The organism is Paraflavisolibacter caeni, assembly GCF_025628885.1.
GTDB classification, from domain to species: domain Bacteria; phylum Bacteroidota; class Bacteroidia; order Chitinophagales; family Chitinophagaceae; genus Flavisolibacter; species Flavisolibacter caeni.
In genome coordinates this window covers 17,234-38,725 of record NZ_JAOTIF010000036.1, presented here as the reverse complement: position 1 = coordinate 38,725, position 21,492 = coordinate 17,234, and the positions used below count along the sequence as shown (strand labels likewise).

General features: G+C 44.2%; 10 protein-coding genes and 1 pseudogene. 10 read left to right on the top strand and 1 reads right to left on the bottom strand.

Features of this window, described 5'->3' with window-relative positions; translation table 11 throughout:
- Positions 1-92 precede the first annotated feature (92 nt).
- The 8 genes from OCK74_RS25705 to OCK74_RS25670 all read left to right on the top strand — a co-directional run bounded on the left by OCK74_RS25705 (position 93) and on the right by OCK74_RS25670 (position 19,468).
- Positions 93-2,474, top strand: a complete 2,382-nt coding sequence (locus tag OCK74_RS25705; protein WP_279299982.1) for a GH92 family glycosyl hydrolase — start codon at positions 93-95, stop codon at positions 2,472-2,474.
- Between the two features lie 108 nt (positions 2,475-2,582).
- A complete protein-coding gene (locus OCK74_RS25700) occupies positions 2,583-5,261 on the top strand; it encodes a glycoside hydrolase family 38 N-terminal domain-containing protein (RefSeq protein WP_279299981.1) in 2,679 nt (892 codons plus the stop codon).
- A gap of 10 nt (positions 5,262-5,271) precedes the next feature.
- Positions 5,272-8,055 (top strand): GH92 family glycosyl hydrolase, encoded by a 2,784-nt coding sequence (locus OCK74_RS25695; protein ID WP_279299980.1) that lies wholly within the window; start codon positions 5,272-5,274, stop codon positions 8,053-8,055.
- Positions 8,056-8,085: 30 nt separating this feature from the next.
- Positions 8,086-9,537 carry an alpha-L-fucosidase gene (locus tag OCK74_RS25690; RefSeq protein WP_279299979.1) on the top strand — a complete coding sequence of 484 codons (1,452 nt, stop codon included), beginning with the start codon at positions 8,086-8,088 and terminating at the stop codon, positions 9,535-9,537.
- A 74-nt stretch (positions 9,538-9,611) separates the two neighbouring features.
- The gene (locus OCK74_RS25685) at positions 9,612-11,396 is read left to right on the top strand and encodes an alpha-L-fucosidase (protein WP_279299978.1); all 1,785 of its coding nucleotides are present in this window, start codon (positions 9,612-9,614) and stop codon (positions 11,394-11,396) included.
- Positions 11,397-11,479: 83 nt separating this feature from the next.
- A complete protein-coding gene (locus tag OCK74_RS25680) occupies positions 11,480-13,987 on the top strand; it encodes a glycosyl hydrolase family 95 catalytic domain-containing protein (RefSeq protein WP_279299977.1) in 2,508 nt (835 codons plus the stop codon).
- A 177-nt stretch (positions 13,988-14,164) separates the two neighbouring features.
- Positions 14,165-16,825 (top strand): glycoside hydrolase family 38 N-terminal domain-containing protein, encoded by a 2,661-nt coding sequence (locus OCK74_RS25675; protein ID WP_279299976.1) that lies wholly within the window; start codon positions 14,165-14,167, stop codon positions 16,823-16,825.
- 27 nt (positions 16,826-16,852) lie between these two features.
- The gene (locus tag OCK74_RS25670) at positions 16,853-19,468 is read left to right on the top strand and encodes a DUF7133 domain-containing protein (protein ID WP_279299975.1); all 2,616 of its coding nucleotides are present in this window, start codon (positions 16,853-16,855) and stop codon (positions 19,466-19,468) included.
- 84 nt (positions 19,469-19,552) lie between these two features.
- On the opposite strand, the gene OCK74_RS25665 is transcribed toward OCK74_RS25670, so the two are convergent.
- Positions 19,553-20,437 carry an AraC family transcriptional regulator gene (locus tag OCK74_RS25665; RefSeq protein ID WP_279299974.1) on the bottom strand — a complete coding sequence of 295 codons (885 nt, stop codon included), beginning with the start codon at positions 20,435-20,437 and terminating at the stop codon, positions 19,553-19,555.
- A 237-nt stretch (positions 20,438-20,674) separates the two neighbouring features.
- Here OCK74_RS25665 and OCK74_RS25660 point away from each other — a divergent pair, with 237 nt between their 5' ends.
- Positions 20,675-20,935, top strand: coding sequence for a DUF5000 domain-containing lipoprotein (locus tag OCK74_RS25660; RefSeq protein WP_279299973.1), 261 nt, complete (start codon positions 20,675-20,677; stop codon positions 20,933-20,935).
- 19 nt (positions 20,936-20,954) lie between these two features.
- Positions 20,955-21,191, top strand: a pseudogene (locus OCK74_RS25655) (DUF5000 domain-containing lipoprotein); the annotation flags it as partial.
- Positions 21,192-21,492: the final 301 nt, after the last annotated feature.

Here is a 21,492-nt window from a genome sequence, read left to right as displayed (position 1 = left end):
AACGAAACAGAATGCTTGAAAAATGAAAAACCTCAGGTTTTATGTATATATGTATATACATTTGAAATTGCTTTTGATTTAATTAATAAAACATGAAGATTGCTAAGCTGCCTTTTTGGATTTTTCTTTTGGTTGCCTCGGTTTCTGCTGCCCAGGTGAACAACAAAACCTTTAATCCATCTGCATTCGTCGACCCGCAAATTGGCTCTGTGCACGGCAGGTGGTTTTTTTATACGCCTGCTTCATTACCTTTTGGTATGGCAAAGCTGGCACCTCATACCAATGCTTATGGAAGTAAAGGCGGGTGGCAGCCTTGTGGCTACGATGACCGGCATACTTCCATTGAGGGGTTTGGTCATTTTCATGAATTTCAGATTGGCGGACTGGTTGTCATGCCAACCACAGGTGCTTTGCAAACCATTCCAGGTTCGCTTGAAGACCCCGATGCAGGGTATCGTTCCCGGTTTGATAAAAAATCAGAACATGCAGAACCGGGATATTATTCAGTCTATTTAAAAGACTATCGTATTAAAGCCGAGCTCACTGCTACTGAAAGAGTGGGATATCATCGTTATACTTTTCCTCAATCGAAAGAAGCACGGATTATTTTTGATGTAGGGCACCGCCAGGGAGAAAGCAGTGATGTAACCGAATCCATCATCCGTTTATCCGGAAAAAAAGAACTGGAAGGATCCATAGAAACCTATCCTGAATACTTGAAGTTTTGCGATCCCGGGAAAAGAGTGAGGATGTATTTTGTTATTCAGATCAACAAAGAACCTCAGTCTTTCGGAACATTTACCGATTCAGTTGCTTCCTTCAATCAAAAAGAAACAAAAGGGATCGGTAATGGAATGTTTTTAACCTTTTCAACTGTAAAAGATGAAATGATCGAAATGCGGGTTGGTCTTTCGTACACCAGCATCGACAATGCAAGAAAAAATCTGCAAGCCGAAGCTGCAGGACAAAGTTTTGATGCAGTTAGAATAGCAGCCGGCAAAAAATGGAATGAAAAACTGGGCAGGATTAAAGTAGAAGGAAAGGATAGTATCAACAAAGTGAAATTTTATACAGGTCTTTATCATGCACTTCTTGGAAGGGGCCTGGCTAGTGATGTTAACGGACAATATCCCACAAATAATGGCAGCATTGGCCAGATTCCTTTAGATAAAAGTGGAAAACCCACCTATAATCATTACAATACCGATGGCATTTGGGGCGCCTTCTGGAACCTTGGCCAATTATGGGCATTGGTTTACCCGGAATATCAAAGCGAATACATGCAGTCGAACCTCGACTTTGCGCAGGAAACCGGTTGGATGCATGACGGGGTAGCTGCAGGTGCCCATTCCAACGGTGTGCTCACCAATTTCTTCGGGCTCATGCTTGCAGCAACGTACAACTGCGGCATCAGGGATTTTAATATCAACAGCGCTTATGAAACTGCGTACAAAAATGAAATAGGATACATCAACCGGCCCTTTGGTTCCGGTAAATATGATTTGCATTACCTGGTAAATGGGGGCTACATTCCAGCCAGGGATACAACTATATCGAACGGGTGGGTGTTTAATTTCGGCGCATCGCACACACTTGAATTTTGTTTTAGTTCTTACGCTGTCGCGCAATTTGCCAAAGCAATCGGAAAGCAGGATGACTATAACCGCCTGATGAAACAGGCTGCCTGCTGGAAAAACCTTTATGATCCGGAATCAAAATTCATTCGACCAAGATATGAGAATGGAAAATTTATCGACAGCTTTAATGCCATGCAGGCTTGGAGAGGATTCCAGGAAGGAAATGCCTTTCAATATACTTGGTACGTGCCGCAGGATATAGCGGGTTTGATGAATGTGCTGGGTAAAGACACTTTTAATGCACGCCTGGAGAATACCTTTACGGAAAGTCGAAAATCAACCTTTGGTGGCGGAAAGGAAATAAACAGTTTTTCAGGACTTGAAAAATTATACAACCATGGCAACCAGCCTTGCCTCCATCAATCCTGGTTGTTCAATTATTCCGGTAAACCTTGGCTCACCCAAAAATGGACACGTACTATTTGTGATGAGTTTTATGGAGCAGATCCTTTACATGGTTATGGTTTTGGACAGGATGAAGACCAGGGACAGTTGGGCGCCTGGTATGTGATGGCTGCCCTGGGTTTGTTTGATGTGCAGGGCCATGCAGCCATGAACCCTACATTCCAGTTTGGAAGTCCCTTATTCGATAAAGTAACCATTGAACTCGACCCGAAATATTATTCGGGCAAAAACCTGGTTATTGAAACCAGGAATAATGCGAAGCAGAATATGTATATACAATCTGTGTCGCTCAACAAAAAGAAACTGGAAAACTGCTGGATCGATCGCAAAAAATTGACAGAAGGTGGTGTGTTAATGTTTGATATGGGGCCGAAACCGAATACTGCATTCGGTATTCATACGCCTCCTCCTTCGATGAGTACAGACAAATAACCAGCAGTTCTTTCTGTATATAGGAAACAGGTAGTTGGTGATGGTTGTGATTGATGAATACATACAACATTCAAAGAAACGTAGCATTTAATTTCAATATTGATTGTAATGACAAGAGTAAAAGTCTTATTGCTTCTTATGGTATTATCAGCGTCTGCCGCAATAGGGCAGGAGCGAAAGGATAATAACCGAACCAATTCAAAAGTAACCGACATATGGGTGGTATTCAAAACCCATTTCGACCTGGGGTTTACTGATCTGCCGGAAAATGTATTTAAACGGTACCGGGAAGAAATGATGGATAATGCACTGAAGGTGATTGAAAACAGCGAAACGCTGCCAAAGGAAAAACGTTTTGCATGGACCGTTTCCGGCTGGCCCTTACAGGCACAGATACTCGGCCCACTGCAAACGCCTGAACGGAAAGCAAGAATTGAAAAGGCAATAAAAGCAGGAACACTTGTAGTTCACGGCCTTCCTTTTACAATGCATACGGAGTCGCTGGATTATGAAGACCTGGTGCGGGGATTGGGCTTTTCTTCTGCGGTTGCAAGGAAATACGGACTTCCCTTACCCATCAGTGCTAAGATGACGGATGTGCCAAGTCATTCCTGGATCATGCCCACCTTGCTGAAACATGCGGGTATCCAATTTTTACAATTGGGATGTAACCCGGCGAGCCAGTATCCAAGATTCCCGGAACTCTTCTGGTGGGAAGGAGCAGACGGTTCAAGAATACTATGTAATTACACTGCAGACTATGGATCTAGTATTCGGCCTACAACAAACTGGCCTTGTAAAAATTACCTGGCCATGCAAATGACAGGCGACAATCATGGTCCGCCCTCTTCACAGGAAATAGATAAGCTCCTTGCTTATGCAGAAAAGGAACTGCCAGGTGTGAAAATACATTTTGGTACGCTGGATGATTTTGCCAAAGCTGTTTTAGCTGAGAAACCCCAATTGCCTACTGTTAAAGGTGATTGTCCTGATACCTGGATTCATGGCCTGCAATCAAATCCACAGGAAACAAAAATTGCAAGAAATATCCGTCCACTGGAATCAACCCTTGATGGGTTGAACACGCAAATGAAATTTTGGGGTATACCTGTTGCCTCAGTTTCAACAAAGCTGGCAAAAGCTTACGAACAAAGTCTTTTGTATGCAGAACACACCTGGGGAATGAATGCTGAATACGGTCCCCGTTACAGCTATGGTGATGCATGGAATAAATGGATGGCGGAAGCTGCAGCAGAACCTCTTCCGGAAAACGCCAATTATGCAGCGCTGAAAAACAGTAATGCACATAATACAACAACTGGAAGTAAAAGAAAATGGCTTCGTTCTTACGATGATAAACGTCAATACATTTTGACAACAAATGAGATTGTAAGTAAAGATCTCAACTCTGATCTTGACTTATTGGCAGCTTCTGTGAATAAAAAAGGAAAACGTGTTGTTGTATATAATCCCCTGCCATGGAAAAGATCAGGGATGATTGCAAACCCCTGGGAGACAGGAAAATATTTTTATGTGAAAGATGTAGCAGCTTCAGGTTACAGTACGTTCTCTTATGATGAATTGAAGGAAGGAGCTATTACCAATGATGAACAAACTGTTTTCAGCACTCCTTATTTCAAAGTGGTTTTTGATGTAACAAAAGGAGGCATTGCCTCTTTAATTGAAAAATCAACCGGCCGTGAATTGGTTGATCAATCATCGAACTATGTGATCGGTCAGTTTTTACATGAGCGCTTCAGTTCAAATGAAGTTGACAAATGGTTTAATGCATACAGCCGCATCAAGGGCGGATGGGGATTAAATGATCTTGGCAAACCCGGAATGCCTAAGGCTGATAAAATACCTTACTTAGCTTTTACGCCCAATGCTTGGAAACTGAATGTTACACATTCTGATGTTGCAGATATTGCTACGTTAACTGCTGTAACAACAGAGGGCTATGCCAAGGGGTATACTTTGACGTTTACGTTTCCCCGAAATGCTGCTTATGTTGATGTAGATTGGTCGGTGGATTCGAAAACACCCGATAAACAACCGGAAGGAGGATGGCTCTGTTTCCCCTTTAAAGTCGAAAAACCTACGTTCACAGTGGGACGCCTCGGAGGGGCAATCAATCCTGCTACAGATATTGTTCCGGGTACGAACAGGTATCTCATGGCAGCAACTACAGGTGTATCCATTACGCAGGCCGATCAATCGGGTGCAGCAATCGCATCAATAGATGCACCATTGGTGAGCCTTGGTGAACCAGGCCTATGGAAGTATTCGATGGATTATGTACCAACTACTCCATCTGTATTTGTGAACCTGTACAATAACATGTGGAACACCAATTTCCCATTGTGGCAGGATGGCTCATGGACTGAGAAAGTGCGTATCTGGCCGGTGGATCAGCATACCCAAACTGTTGCCAATCTGGCTCAATACGGATGGGAAACCCGCCTGCCATTGTTAACAGGGGTGGCAGAAGGTACACCCGGAAAATTGCCAGCAAATAATAGCGGGGTATCTGTTTCCAGGAAAGGTGTTTTAATAACTGCATTTGGTGAAAACCCTGATGGCGATGGAACAATCCTGCGCTTGTGGGAGCAAGCAGGTGTTTCTGGTAATTGCACTGTGAATTTCGGTAATGGAAGTAAAGTGAAAGCCGTGGTGCCAATTGATTTGCGTGGAAATCAAACAGGTAAAAAAATAACAGTGAAGAACGGAATTTTAAATTTTAACCTGGATAAATATGCGCCTGCATCATTCCTGCTTGTTTATTAAATACTCCACTATGCACAGAATACTATCATTGGGTATCGTTTTCCTGTTCGTGTTTTGCAGCCTTTTCGTTTATGCCGGTCCTGGCAGTATTGCCAACAAGGCAAGGGTTACAGCTTCATCCGAAATGGCCGAAAAAGGAAAAGCTGCAAATGTTATCGACGGAATGATCCGAACCAATGGCAAAGGCGAATGGGTATCAAAAAGCACCGTTACCTTTTGGGGGCATATTGATTATCCATGGATACAGTTAGATTGGGAGAAGCCACAGTCCATCAATAAAATTATATTGTACGACCGGGCTACAGAAACTGCACATAATGCAGGCGGCGTGCTCATTTTTAGCAATGGAACCCGTATACCTGTTTTTGAAATACCCAATAATGGCGCTCCCAAAATAGTTGCTTTCCCGGAACAAACCGTTACCTCGGTTCGTTTCGAAACGACTGATGCGGACGGGCCCGCTATAGGTTTATCTGAGATAGAAGTATACCCATCTCCCTCGCAGATTTCGGATCCTGTTTCCTGGGTTGATCCTTACATTGAATCGGCCCGGGGCCGCTATTTTTTCTTTGTTACCGGGAGCCAGCCCTTTGGCATGATCAGCGCTGCTCCCTTAACGCGGAACAAGAATCAATATGGAGGCGGGTATAATTACAATTCAACAGAAGTACTGGGCTTTCCGCAAGTGCATTGCTGGATGCTTTCGGGTATCACACTGATGCCCACAACAGGGGCTGTTGATCCCAATAAAGGAGAGCAGCAATGGAAGTCTAAATTTTCGCATGAGGCTGAGATTGTGCAGCCCGGTTATCATCGGCTTTACCTCGACAATTATAACACATGGGTGGAACAAACCGCCGGCGACCGGGTAAGCTTTTACCGTTTTACTTATACCAAAGATGTACGCTCCAATATTTTAATTAACCTGGGTGGCTATGTAGGGGAAGCTACGATGAACGATGCAAGAGTGCAAAAAGTAAGCGATACCCGTATTGAAGGCTCCGTGAATACAACCGGCAGGTTATGGGGTGGCCCGGAGAATGTCCGGATATATTTTGCGATCGACTTTGAGAAACCATTTGAAAAACTGAATGGCTGGGATGGTAAGCAAGAGTTGTTGGATGTAAAATCGTTAACAGGTAGCCCTGAGAAAACTGCAAAAAACAGTGGCCGTATGAGTTATTATGATGCGCCTACCACAGGGGTATCAGCTCAATATCATGTAAAGGCCGGGGAAACGGTTCAGATGAAAGTTGCAGTTTCTTTTACCAGTGTTGACAACGCAAGGCGCAATCTGGAATCGGAATGCAGGCACTGGGACTTTGATCAACTTCGTGAACAGTCTCAAAAAGAATGGAACGAAATGCTGGGCCGCATTGCTGTAAAAGGAGGAAGCGCTAATCAAAAAATAAAATTTTATACAGACCTCTGGCATGCCTTGCTGGGACGGCATAAACTCGATGATGTATCTGGCGATTATCCCGATAATACCGAAGGGGAAAGACGGGGAAGTTTTACTGTGAACACTAAGTTCAAAATAAGAACATTGCCCAAAGACCAAAACGGCAAAGTGAAATTTCACATGTACAATTCAGATGCGTTTTGGTTAACCCAATGGAATTTGAATGTGCTTTGGGGATTGGCCTGGCCCGAAGTGCTCGATGATTTTGCAGCATCTTTGATCCAATACGCCGAAAATGGAAAATTATTGCCGAGGGGGCCCTGTGCTGGTGGCTATTCTTATATCATGACGGGGTGCCCGGCCACCAATCTCATCACATGCGCTTACCAGAAAGGAATACTTACAAAGAAACCTGTTGCAACGGCTTATGAAGTAATGAAACAAAATCATGCGCCGGGCGGTATGATGGGCGATAAGGAACCAATGGAGTTTTATATCAAAAACGGTTATTACCCATCAAATGCAGGCATCACACTCGAAATTGCTTTCCAGGATTGGGCATTGGCTCAAATGGCATATAAGTTAGGTAAGAAAAAAGACGCTGAATATTTTACGAAACGATCGCAAGGTTGGACAAAGCTTTTTGACCAGGACCAAAAGTTGATCTTTCCGAAAACAAAGGAGGGAACCTGGGCGCACAAAAATCCATTAGATGGTAATGGCTGGGTAGAGGCGAATGCATGGCAGGCAACATGGTCGGTGTCACATGGCATTGACCAACTGGCTCAAATGATGGGTGGTACAGATACGCTTTGTAAAATGCTGAACTATGCATTTGAAAAAGCACAAAGCCAGGATTTTGTATTTGGTTATAGCTCGGGTTATGTAAGCTATGCTAATCAGCCAGGCTGTTCAAACGCGCATGTGTTTAATTATGCAGGACGTCCTGATTTGACGCAATACTGGGTGAGAAGAGTAAATGAACAGGCCTATGGTGCTGTTACACCAGATAAAGGATATGGAGGGCATGACGAAGACCAGGGGCAGATGAGCGGCGTAAGTGCCTTGACATCTATCGGGTTGTTTAGCTTGAATGGAAATTGCTCCATCAATCCTGTATATGATATTACCAGTCCTGTTTTTGATGAAGTAGTGATCAAGCTCAATAAGGATTACTATTCAGGAAATGAGTTTGTGATCAAAACCAATAACAATTCCAAAGCAAATTGTTACATACAAAAAGCTTCCTTAAACGGAAAGGATCATAACCAGTTCTCCTTTTCACATGCCGATTTTAGTAAAGGTGGGCTATTGGAATTATGGTTGGGCGCACAACCCAATCTATCCTGGGGCAAAGCACCTGCTCCTTCACAGAGTAAGAAAATGTTTTAAACACTGATTGAATAACGCGACGAAAAAAGTATGGATATACGTGATATTTTAAAACAAAGATTAGTTATTGTCATTTTGACTTTGTTGTTAGCGCCGGGAACAATGTTTGCGCAGCACCAGGGAGTAAAGAATGCATTGGCCGTACAATCACCTGCCCCTTTCTTTCCAATACCCAACACAGCACAATTGCGTTGGCATAAGGCCGAATATCTCATGTTCGTGCATTTTGGCATGAAAACATTTTATCCCAGCGAAGATCACATGGGTTATGGCATGGAAGATCCTCAGCGATTTCTTCCTGCCCGCTTCGATGCCCGCCAGTGGACGGCTGCAGCCAAAGCAGGTGGATTCAACGGCATTGTGCTGACCAGCAAACACCATGACGGATTCTGCAATTGGCAAACCCAAACCACCAGCCATAGTGTGAAAGCCTCCCCCTGGAAAAATGGCAAGGGGGACGTGGTCAAAGAAGTGGCCGATGCTTGTCGGAAGGCCAACATGCAATTTGGTCTTTATGTCTCCATCATCGATAAATACTTTGAGCGTAATGGAGCAACAGGTTACGAAACCTATGGGGATTATTATTATGCACAGGTAAAGGAACTGAGCACTCGTTATGGCAAGATTGACGAATATTGGTTTGATGGCTTTAATGCCGATAAGTTGAAGATGGATTATCCAAAAATTGGCCGCATGATCGCAGCCGCCCAACCCGAAGCTGTGGTCTATGATTCCCGGGTGCTTGTCAATACCCTTCCGGACCGCTGCCTGTCCTGGCCGGGAGCCCATGGCGCCATTCAGCCCGACCAGAACTACCGGCAGCTGATAGGCGATACCCTGCGCTGGTACCCCAATGAGCCCTCCATCATCCTGCAGGGCAATTGGTTTCACAATGGCAAGCCTGCCGTAGGCCTTAGGCAGATGCAGGACTACTACCTGGGCTCTGTAGGCTATGGGGTGACGGCCCTGATGAATGTATCGCCCAACAGCGATGGCTTGATGGATGAGGCTACCGTGGATACCCTGAAAGAATTGAAACACTGGGTGGACCAGTTGCACCAGCAGAATCCTGCTTTATTCAAAAAGGCACAGTCATTATCAGGTTGCAGGGGCAACAGTGCGAAATATGCAGCCAGCAAAGTCAATGACAACAACTATGATAGCTATTTTGCCTCCGACGACAGTGTAACCACCGCCACCATTGATATTGAGCTCGGCAAGCCAACAAAGATTGATGGCTTCATTTTGCAGGAATATATCCTCCTGGGTCAACGGGTGGAAGACTACAGTATTGAATGCCGCGTTGACGGCGAATGGAAACCTGTATTTGCAGGCAAAAAGATTGGGTATAAGCGAATTATTCTGGCAGGTAGGGTATCAGCTAAAGATGTAAAATTCCCGGTGTCGGATGCTGTTCGGCTTCGAATCAATAGGGCAGGGGCATCACCCCTGATCAACAATTTCCAGGTCATCAGTTTGTAGGACTAAAACTATTTTAAAATAGGTTGTACGGATATTAGTTAGCAATTCACGTTTCACTACCAAATTACCGCACTATGCAATATAAATCTTCTATTTATCGCTGGGCGATTTGCTTATCAGCAATACTATTACAACAGCAAAGCATGGCCCAAAAAACCGGCATGAACGAAATGTGGAAAGGTGATGCCCGTTTACAATCTACCGATAGTGCCCGTGGCAAAATATTCCGCAACGGACGTTATGCCATGTTTATTCATTTTGGATATTTCTCCCACTTAGCCAACAAGTGGAATGGGAAAACCTATTATGGTATTGGCGAATGGTTGATGAATGAAAATATGGCTAAAATCTCTGTAAAAGATTATATGGCCAATGTGGGAGACTTTAATCCTGCAAACTTTAATGCAGACAGTATTGTGGCGGTGGCGAAAGATGCCGGCATGAAATACATCATCATCACCAGCAAGCACCACGATGGCTTTGCCATGTTTCACTCCAAAGCCACCAAATTTAATATCGTTGACGCCACTCCTTTCCGCCGGGATCCTATGAAAGAACTTGCCCTGGCATGCCAAAAAGCAGGGTTGGGTTTTGGATTTTATTATTCGCAGTATCAGGACTGGACAACCCCCGGCGGTGGAGGCGGCCCTGCCACAGACGAAAACGGCAAAGCTGTAAGCTTCGATGAATATTTTTATAAACGATGCCTGCCCGAAGTGGAACAAATAACCACAGAATATGGGCCTCTGGCATTGGTGTGGTTTGATACACCGGGTGGTATTGGAAAAAAGTATGTAGAGAAGCTGGTAGAAGTGGTGCATAAAAATCAACCGGCAGCTTTTGTATCGGGTCGGGTGGGTCATGGCCTGGGCGATTATTCTACCTTAGGCGATATGGAAGTGCCCAGGAAAAATGTACCCGGCCTTTGGGAATCGGTTGATGTAACGAATGATTCCTGGGGCTATGCCTGGTATGACAACAACTGGAAATCGCCAAAAACGATTCTTACCAATACCCTTTCCACCATTGCAAGAGGCGGTAACTATATGCTCAACATCGGCCCTAAAGATGATGGAACTGTAGCTAAGCAGGCAGCAGCGGCGCTTCGCAGTGCCGGTAGCTGGATCAAACGCTACCCGGAGATTGTATATAAGAGCAGCGCTTCACCCTGGAAACATGCATTGCCCTGGGGCGATGCAGTTGTAAATGGAAACAAAATTTCGTTATTGGTATATGATTGGCCTTCCACAGGCAAATTATATGTGCCGGGTTTGCAAACCGGTATAAAAACCATTCAGCTTGTAAATAACGGCAGAAAAGAACCCCTGAAATATCATAAAGACAATAACTGTGTTGTAATTGATCTGCCTTATAAAGCCCCTGAAAAGCTTGTATCTGTAATTGAGCTTGTAGCCAACGATACACCCAGGGCAGATGAAACACAAAGCATCGATCCGCAACATCCCACACTGCTGGATGCGCTTTTTGCCAAAGCAGATAATGTTGCAAAAAACGGTGAACACTGGATGGAAAAATTTGGCGAATGGAAACATGTGGACAGGTTTATTAATTGGAAACCCAATGCTACAGCTAATTGGACAGTAGATGTTCTGAAGCCGGGATATTATCAATCATCGCTTTTTTATACAGGCAAAAGCAGGTTGGTATGGCGAATAGCGATGAATGGAGATCAGTTTATTCAAAACCAACAGAGCGCATCGGCTGTGTACAACTGGTACCCCATGGGCTGGTTGTATTTTGATAAACCTGGACGTTACACGCTTTCTGTATCGCTGATGGAAGGCGAGGGTAATACCACGAGTCTTGCTGCATTAAAATTGGAGCCCTTAATTTTTTAAAACTAATTAGATTATTGAAGGATGACTCCGGTTTCGTCGGACAATGCTCAAAAATATACCTCTTAATAATAAAAGTTTAGTAAATGATGATAAATACAAGTAGCTGTTTTCAAATGTTTTTAATACGTAAAAAAAGTATTCGCGTTATACCAATTGTTTTATTTGCTTTTCAGGCAAACCTGTATGCGCAGTCACATGCAAAAAATACAATAGCAGTCGGAAACACACACAAACAGTCAGTAAGTGGTGGCGATGTTAAGGATGCAACAGGTCGGTGGGTGGCCTGGTCGGAAAAACCGGCAATTGCCTGGGAGGATGCCTTTGTTACCGGTAACGGCCGTCATGGCACCATGATGACCGGGCCGGCTGGAAACGAACGGCTTATTTGCGTGCACGAAGAATTATTTATACGGGCATGGGATCGTAATAAGATCTCTGTAGCTAATATCGCAGGCTTATTGCCCCAGGTGCGGGCCATGGTTGATTCCGGTAAGCTCACGAACGCAGCACAACTGGCAACGAAAGAAGCAAGAAATCAATTGACCAACATGGGAGCCCCGCAGGTATGGCCGCTTTCGCCTCATCCGGCTTTTGATTTGAATTTTCCGGTACAGCATTCAGGAACGATCACTGCTTATCGCCGCCAGTTGAATATGGAAACGGGAGAAGTGCAGAGCTCTTGGAAAGATAATGAAGGAACAGTTGAACAATCCGTTTTTTCTTCACGCACCAATAATATGAATGTATTACGCATTCGTGGTATTGGTGGCAGAAAACTATCGGTTACACTTAGCCTTGATGAAACTCCGGGCAGGCAGGGCGACATGTATGGCACTGATGTTACAAAAGCTTTTCGTTCTATTAAAAACGGAGCAGATGAAAACGGATGGCTAACATATCATGCGCAATATGCTACTGACTCTGGCGGGTATGAAGGCTTAGCCCGTGTTACTGCTAAAGGGGGGCGATTAACAGTAGTGGATAACCGACTTCAAATTAAGGATGCACAAGAAATTCTGGTAATCTTGCGGGTTACGCCTTTACAATACGGCACAATTACACAGGAAGTAGCGGTACGTAATGAACTGTCTCAATTACCGGCATCGTATGAGCAGCTAATTCAACCGCATGCGAAAGCTCATGGAGAAATGTTTCGCCGTGTAGCACTTGATTTGGGATGTGCTAAACAATGGGCCGCTGTTCCTACCGAAACAATGCTCCATGAAGCACATCAAAAAGGGGCAACGCCATTCTTCCTGGAACAAATGCACGCCATGGGCAGGTATTTGCTGATTTCTTCCTCAGGTAAATTCCCTCCTCCCTTGCAGGGAATTTGGGGTGGTGGCTGGAAACCGGAATGGATCGGTGGCTTTGTGTTCGATTCAAATATCAACCTTGCCATTTCAGCTATTTCAACAGGTGATCTGGCTGAATGTGCCGAATCGTATTTTGGCTATGTGGAACGGCTCTTGCCTGCCTGGCGCCTTAATGCCGCTAACTATCTGGGTTGTCGGGGTTTTCTGGTACCACACTACAGCGACCCTGAAAAAGGTTATCTGAATCATTTTGTGGCAGAATATCCCTGGATGTATTGGCCCTCAGGTGCAGGATGGAACCTGATGCCTTTCTATGAACATGGTATGTTAACCGGCGATACAACTTTTCTTCGGAAAAGAGTGTTGCCTCTTTATTTGGAGATGGCCCAGTTTTATGAAGACTATCTTACAAAAGAGAAAGACGGCTTGTATCATATTTCTCCGGGCATCTCTCCTGAAAATTTTGTTCCCGGCAGCAAAACAATTCTTGCTAAAGATTGCACAATAGATATCGCAGTAGCTCGTGAAGTGTTTGAGCACTTACTTCGAATGGGGAAGATGTTCAACCTGAATAAACAGGATATGGACAAATGGCAGCAGTATTACGATAAGATCATTCCGTACCGCATCAATGCAGATGGTGCCTTGGCAGAATGGGCCGGCGCAAATTATCCCGATGTCTATAATCATCGGCATAACTCTCATCTCTATCCTGTATTTCCTGGAACCGAATTTTTACAACCAAACAGTGACCCTCAATTATTGCAGGCCACACGTGTGGCACTTGCCAAACGGTTAAAGTTTGATACAGAGTCGGCACATGGATTAATTCATATAGCGATGATGGCTGCACGCCTGCACGATACACAAGCTATTGCTACTAACCTTACCCGGTTTGCTCAGCGGAATTATGTATATACGGGGTTAACTACATCCCATAACCCCAACCATGCAATTTTCAACTTGGATGCAGCATTGAGTTTACAGCGTCTTTTTTCGGAGATGGTAGTGTTTTCGCAACCAGGCCGCATTGAGTTTTTACCTGCCTGTCCAAAAGATTTCCCTGCAGGTCAATTGTCCGGCTTGCGCATACACGGTGGACATAAACTGGATATTGCCTGGTCTGGCGGACAACTCAAATCCGCAACAATTTATGCCGGTAAAAACGACAATTGTGAATTCATTTATGGAAGTAAATCAAAAACCATCCGGCTTGTGGCTGGGACCAAATATGTATTGGATAAACAATTTAATTTGATACGTGCCATAAAATAGTTCGAAATAAGTAAAGTTGATGGAATAAAATGTTTGAACATAAAATTGACCAGGGCAAAAAAGGTATCAGTTTAAGTCAAAATAATTGTTGTTGGTAGCCGATGTTAAAATGAACTTCGGTTTTATGCAGTAACCTGCGCCCACATTTATTAATAATAATTGATGATAACTTATAACATGAAATCAGTTGCCCAAAAAATACTTCCGGTATTACTGCTGATAGTATCTTTTCAAGCTTCATCACAAAGCAATCCTGTATCGCCAATTCCAATACCCTCAGCGCCTTCTAGTTTACTGCCTGGAAAAAAAGCACCTGCAGTAACTGATATCTGGGTGGTATTTAAAACCCATTGCGACCTGGGTTATACCATGTCTGCCGGGGAAGTCTTCAAAAAATACCGCGAAGACATGATGGACAATGCCATCAAAATGATTGAAGCTGACCGGTTAAAGCCGGCAGAGGACCGGTTTAAGTGGACCATTGCGGGCTGGCCTATGGCAGGCGCTATATTAGGACCGCTGCAAACACCGGAGCGACGCGCCAAAATAGAACAGGCCCTTCGGGAAGGTTCTTTTGCAGTGCATGGCTTGCCTTGCACAATGCAGACCGATGCTTTTGAGCTGGAAGATTATGTGCGTGGCTTGAACTTTTCTTCCAGTTTAGCACGCCAATTCGGGCATCCTTTACCCATTGCAGCAAAAATGACCGATGTGCCTGCTCACAGCTGGTTGTTACCAACCCTTTTGAAGAATGCTGGTATTAAATTCCTGCAAATTGGGGCCAATTATTCTAACCGAACTCCATTGTTACCACAATTGTTCTGGTGGGTGGGGCCCGATGGATCCCGTATTCTTTGTAACTATACCACTCAATATGGGTCTGATATGACACCGCCTCAAAACTGGCCCTCCAAAAACTACCTGGCTGTTGTGATGACCCATGATAATGAAGGTCCTCCCTCCCCCAAAGAGGTGGAAGCCGTAAAAGCAAAGGTGGCCAGCATGAAAGGTGTAAAGCTGCACCTGGCAACACTGGATGAATATGCAAAGGCGCTGCTGGCCGAAAATCCAGATCTCCCGGTGATTAGAGGCGATATGGCTGACCCTTGGATTCACGGAATGATGTCTATGCCTCAAGAAAGCAAAATAGCCCGTAATATCCGGCCATTACAACCTGCAGTGGATATACTGAATACGCAATTACAGGCATGGGGTGTACACACAAGCCCAATGGCTTCTTCTTTAGCAAAGTCGTACGAGAACAGTTTGTTGTATGGTGAGCATACCTGGGGAGCTATGACGCCAGGCTGGGGCTTCTTTTCAATGGATGGAAAAAACAGGGGCACAGAAAGATATCTGTATGGCGATGCATTTTTGAATGCCCGGAAAAATGGTTTTTACCAAAAGTTTGAAGCCAGCTTTGAAGACCACAAACAGTACATCAAAACGTCTGACAGCATCGTAACAGGGGCATTGTCAGAACGACTGCGCGCCCTTGCACAATCAGTGAAAGCGGCTGCCGGTGAGGTCGTTGTGTACAATCCACTGCCCTGGGCACGGTCAGGAATAGTTGAAGTAGACGGCCGGCAATTAATGGCCGAAAATGTACCGGCAAGTGGCTATAAGACGATTCCCTTGAATCAGTCTGCCACCGCTTCTGCCTTGGATGCCATTACAAACACCTTACAAACACCTTACTTCAAAGTGCAGTTCGATCTGAAGCGCGGTGGAATTGCTTCTCTTATTGAGAAGTCTACCGGAAGAGATTGGGTGGATCAGCAACAGCCTTATGCAATGGGGCAATATCTGCACGAGCAGTTCAGCAATGCCCAGACACTGGATTATTACAATCGCTATTGCACAATGAACAATTCGGCCAATGCTACGTTGAAACCCAATATGCCCAAGGATGTGCCTTATTCCATGAGTAGCCCTGTTGATTGGACACTCACGCATACGCATACATCTGTAGCTGATGTGGTTACGCTTACTTCCAGAAGTTTGCCTTCCATTGCGCAATCGATATCGATCAAATTTACTTTTCCGGCAGAGCAACCTTATATGGAGGCAGAATGGACGATAACGGGTAAAAATCCAAATACCCTTCCCGAAGGCGGTTGGCTCTGTTTCCCCTTTAAGGTAACCCAGCCTCAATACCTGGCGGGCCGCATTGGCGGCGCCATGAACCTGGCTACCGACCAGATCACTGGAGGCAACAGGTATTTGTATGGCATTAATACCGGCACAGCGATAACTGCTCCTGATCACACAGGTATGGGGCTTTGTGCCATTGATGCACCCCTGCTTAGTTTCGGTGAGCCGGGCCTCTGGAAATACGATTATGATTATTTCCCCAAAAAACCAACAGTTTTTGTAAACCTGTACAACAACATGTGGAATACAAATTTCCCTTACTGGACCGAAGGCTCATGGAGCGAGCGGGTGCGCATTTGGGGCATAAAGCCGGAGGAAAAGCCTGCAGAAAACCTGGCGGTGAAATCATGGGAAGCCAGGGTGCCCTTACTGGCGATTGCAGCCAGCGGAAAGGGAGCGACGCTGCCTGCGCAGCAAGCAGGCATTTCTGTGTCGCGTAAAGGCGTACTGGTGACTGCCTTTGGTACCGACCCCGATGGCAATAAAGGAACCCTGCTACGGATCTGGGAGCAGGCCGGCATTACCTCGCAAGTGGATATAAAACTGCCGCAAAATATGCAACTGAAATATGCCACTTTGGTCAACCTTCGTGGAGAACCAACCGGCAAAAAAATATCCATCAGGAAAAATACATTATCTGTTTATTTGCACGCAAATGAACCTTTGAGTTTTATATTAAAATAAATATCTGTCAAACCATACCGCTTGAATATGAAGAGAAACCTTTTATTTACAATCCTGTTAGTAGTATTCGCAATCTCCGTTTTTCAATGCACGGTTACAAATAAAGTGGCTAGTGTTGAAGAACCAAAGCAAAAGTCCCTGCGAAGAGACTCGAGTGGGAGAATTATTATAATGACCAACCCAAGTCCAGCCCATCTTTCCCCACAGGATGGCCTCAATAGTATTTATGTTCCCAAAGGTTATCATTTGGAACTGGTAGCCAGTGAACCAATGATCAAGGAGCCTGTGTCTATTGTCTGGGATGGTAACGGAAAAATGTATGTAACTGAAATGCTCACATACATGCAGGATGTAAACGGATCAAATGAAAACGCCCCTGTTTCCAGGATTTCATTGCTGGAAGATACAAACGGTGATGGCGTGATGGATAAAAACTCTGTTTATATCGATAGCCTTTTGTTACCAAGGATGATGCTTTGTGTAGGAAAGAAATTGCTGGTAAGTGAAACCTATACCAACGATATCTGGTCATACGAAGACCTTGATAACGATGGAAAGGCTGATCGGAAAGAAAAGGCATTCGGCAACAGTACACCCAATACGGCTAATCTGGAACACCAGCGCAGCGGGTTGATTTGGAACCTGGATAACCGCATATATACTACCTATGAAAACCTTCGCTACAGGTATGTAAATGGAAAACTGGAAGCAGATACGCTGCTGACTGGTGCAGGCCAGTGGGGACTGGGTAATGATGATTATGGAAGACTGTTCTACTCTTCAGCAGGTGGTGAAGTGCCTGCTTATAGTTTCCAGCTAAATCCCAGGTATGGCAGTTATGATGTTAAAGAACAGTTGGAAGGCGATTTTAATGCCGTATGGCCAATTATAGCAACGCCCGATGTGCAGGGAGGATATGGTCGGCTGCGCCCAGACTCTACCTTGAATCATTTTACCGCAAGTTGCGGGCAATCTGTTTTCAGGGGAAATGCATTGCCTGCCGACCTGAAAGGCGACCTGCTGATTTGTGAGCCCGTAGGCCGCTTGATCCGCAGGGCAAAAGTGAAGACGAAAGATGGGATAAGCATATTGAGTAATGCTTATGACCACGAGGAATTTATTGCTTCTACAGATATGAACTTCCGTCCGGTGAATACCATTACTGGCCCAGATGGTTGCCTTTATATCGTAGACATGCACAGGGGAATTATCCAGGAAGGTAACTGGACAAAAGAAGGGAGTTACCTGAGGCCGCAGATTGTACATAAAGGGCTGGATAAAAATATCGGCCACGGTAGGATTTACCGTTTGGTACATGATGAATTTAAACCCGGGCCAAAACCTGCTATGCTGCAGCAAAGCAGTTCTGAACTGGTAAATTATTTAGCACATGCCAATGGCTGGTGGCGCGATAATGCACAGAAGGAATTGATTATCAGGGGCGATCGTTCAGTAATTCCCGCATTACAAAAAATGGCAAAAGAAAATACGGATCATCTAGCGCGCATTCATGCTTTATGGACGTTGGAAGGTTTACATGCAATGAACCATGAATTACTTTCACTGGCATTAAAAGACAACGATGCCCGTGTAAGGAAAACAGCCATCCTCCTGGCAGAAGAATTTTTGAAAAAGCAGGATGCTGGTACATTGAATTTATTAAGTGGTTTGGTGAACGATCCTGATGCTGATGTACAAGCGCAATTGGCGGCCACCCTTTCTTATTTTGGCGGAAATGAATCCACTGCCTTACTGGAGAAATTGCTGTCGAATGCGGGAAACAAACTGAATCTGGTAAGTATTTCAAAATCGGTTCAGAACAAAAAGGAACAAAAAATGTATGGATTGAACCTGGCTGGACTGCAGGGGGCTGATAAAACAATGGTTTTACAGGGTCGCGAAATTTTTCAGCAGGTATGCGCTACCTGTCATGGTGGTGATGGCAAGGGCATTTCAATTGGCGGCAATCCCATGCCGGCACCGCCATTGGTCAATTCAAATAGGGCAGGAGATAAAGCTAAACTGATCAACATATTATTAAATGGCTTGACAGGGCCGGTAAATGGCAAAACTTATTCAGATGTGATGGCTCCTTTAGGTGCTGCCAACAGTGACGAATGGGTAGCTAAGGTGTTGAGCTATGTACACTTCCGTTTTAGACCTGCTCAGGCTACATTCAGCACGATCAATCCTGAGGAGGTAAAAAAAGCTAGGACTACTGCGCAAACACGCACAGCGTTTTGGACAATTGAAGAATTGGAAAACAAAAGCACAGTGCCCGCCACATCGGTAGCTAAATCCACACCCGTTACTGCATCCGGGCCGGAAAAGAAAAAATCAACTGTGGTAACATCGGTTGCTAAATCAAAACAATTACCAATGGAAGGAAAGGCTTTAATAGCTAAGCAGGATTGCAGTGCCTGTCATAGGCCGGATGTGAAATTGGTTGGCCCGTCCTATAAATCAATTGCACAGAAATATAAAGCCAGCGACGCTACTGTAAATATGCTTGCAGCCAAGGTAATGAAAGGCGGGGCCGGCAATTGGGGACAAATACCAATGACGCCGCATACAAACCTGTCTGCTGCCGACGCAAAGAAAATTGTACGTTATATTTTATCCCTTTCAGGAAATGGAGGATAGAGGGTAAAAATAGGGGTTGCCAACTTTATGAGGCTTGCTTTTATCTGGCAGCGATGAATAAAGTTGGCAACCTTTTTATCTGTATTATGCTAGAGCCTCTTTTTCTTCTGTTCCTCTATACTGTTTTACAAAATCTCTTGGAGAAAGACCTTTTATGTCTTTGAAATGTTTGTTGAAATTGGAAATATTGTTATATCCACTGTGGTAACATGCTTCAGTTACATTGTGTTTTCCTTCAAGCAATAGTTTGGCCGCATGCCCTATTCTTACTTCCTTGATGAAATCTAATAATGTGCGGTTTGTCTTCGACTTAAAGAAGCGGCAAAACGCGGCTGGTGACATCGGCAGGATGTCGGCAACTTCCTGTAAAGTAATTTCCTCCCTGAAGTTGTTGAAGATATGATCAAATACCTTATTGATTTTCTGTGCTTCACCCGAATTTTCAATGGTATTGAAATAAGGAGAAGATAATACCTTGTATGAGTCGGATTGAGCCAGTATGTCAAGCAATTGTAACATCATTGCGGCCCTGGTCAATCCTGTTTCAAACAGCATTTCCTTCATTAATATTTTTGCTCTTGTCACAGCACTACCCGAAAAAGAAATTCCTTTTGCGGCTTTGATAAACATTTCATTCAGTTGTTTCGCTTCCGGCTTTTCAAGTAATTGCTGTCCCAGGAAATCGGGGAAAAAATGTATAACGGTAGCTTGCGGTTGGTTCATTGGGTCCAGCGCCTTATAATATTGCCAGCAATGAGGCAGGTAACTACCGAGCATCACCAGTTCTGTACCTTCAAACTCCTGTATGTGGTCACCTATAAAACGTTTGCCACTACAATTTTCAAGTAATGCAATTTCAAAGTTAATATGTGATTTCAGCGATGTGTACTTTTTTATTTCTATCACATCCGATCTGACGGTAAAGGATTGATCTGCGGGGAAGGTGAAATTTTCATAAATGTATTGCATAAATCAATGGCATATTAGATGAACAACAAATGCTAGGTTTTCGATCTGTGATAAAATTATGGAAAAATTCAGCAATCTGCTATGATCAATATGGTGTAATTATATGTCTATACATATAAACATACAATGTAGCCTGTACACTTTCCTTCAAATAAACCTCAAAATGTCAAAGCTCTGCAAAAATAGCATCAGTAATTGTTAAAATAGTATTAGTTTGTCGGCGTCTGGTGGCCCATCTTGTACGCTTTTACTGATGGGCTGGTTAACACTGGTTATTCGCTCACAGGAGATGCTGCAGCGAGTGGAACCAACACGGTGACTAAACTTTGGGATAATACTTATGGAAATGCAGCAGCGTCATTTAAAACAGCAAACGGTACATTGCCCCTAAATTTTACTTTTGATATGGGTGTTACCCAAAAATTGAGCAAGCTCGTAACCTGGCAGGCAACCGACCAGCTCTATACTGCTCAAGCTGTGAAAAAATTCGAAGTGTAGTGCTACTACTCCTAATCCTGACGGATCTTGGACCGGCTGGACCTTATTAGGTACATTCCAATCTGTTAAGCCATCAGGTTTGGCGACAGGAACTAATGTAACCGATGTTGAATATGCAGCAGCGGGTGAAACGGTTACAATCCCGAATACAATGCCTGGTGTAAGGTACATTCGGATAAAGGTGCTTGAAACATGGGCTCCTTCACCCACGAATATTACCATGGCAGAATTGGCTTGTTGGACATCTGAAAATTAATTCTTGCTGCGCTCCATCCGCGCATTATAATGAGATGGAATGCAAAATCCTGTGTTACACCAACACAGGATTTTTGCTTTATAATATAACCAGCAATAGGTTGGGAGGGATGCTTTTAAACACAAAAAGCGCATATACATCTTATTTATACGCACGATAAAGTATAAGTGTTAATGCCCTGCAAAAATAACATTGGTATTTGTTAAATTAACATTATAATAGCAGTGTCTGTTGTTTGATCTTTAAGTCGTTAAATGATTGGTGCATAAACAATGGTTGATCACCTTTCATATTTTAAATA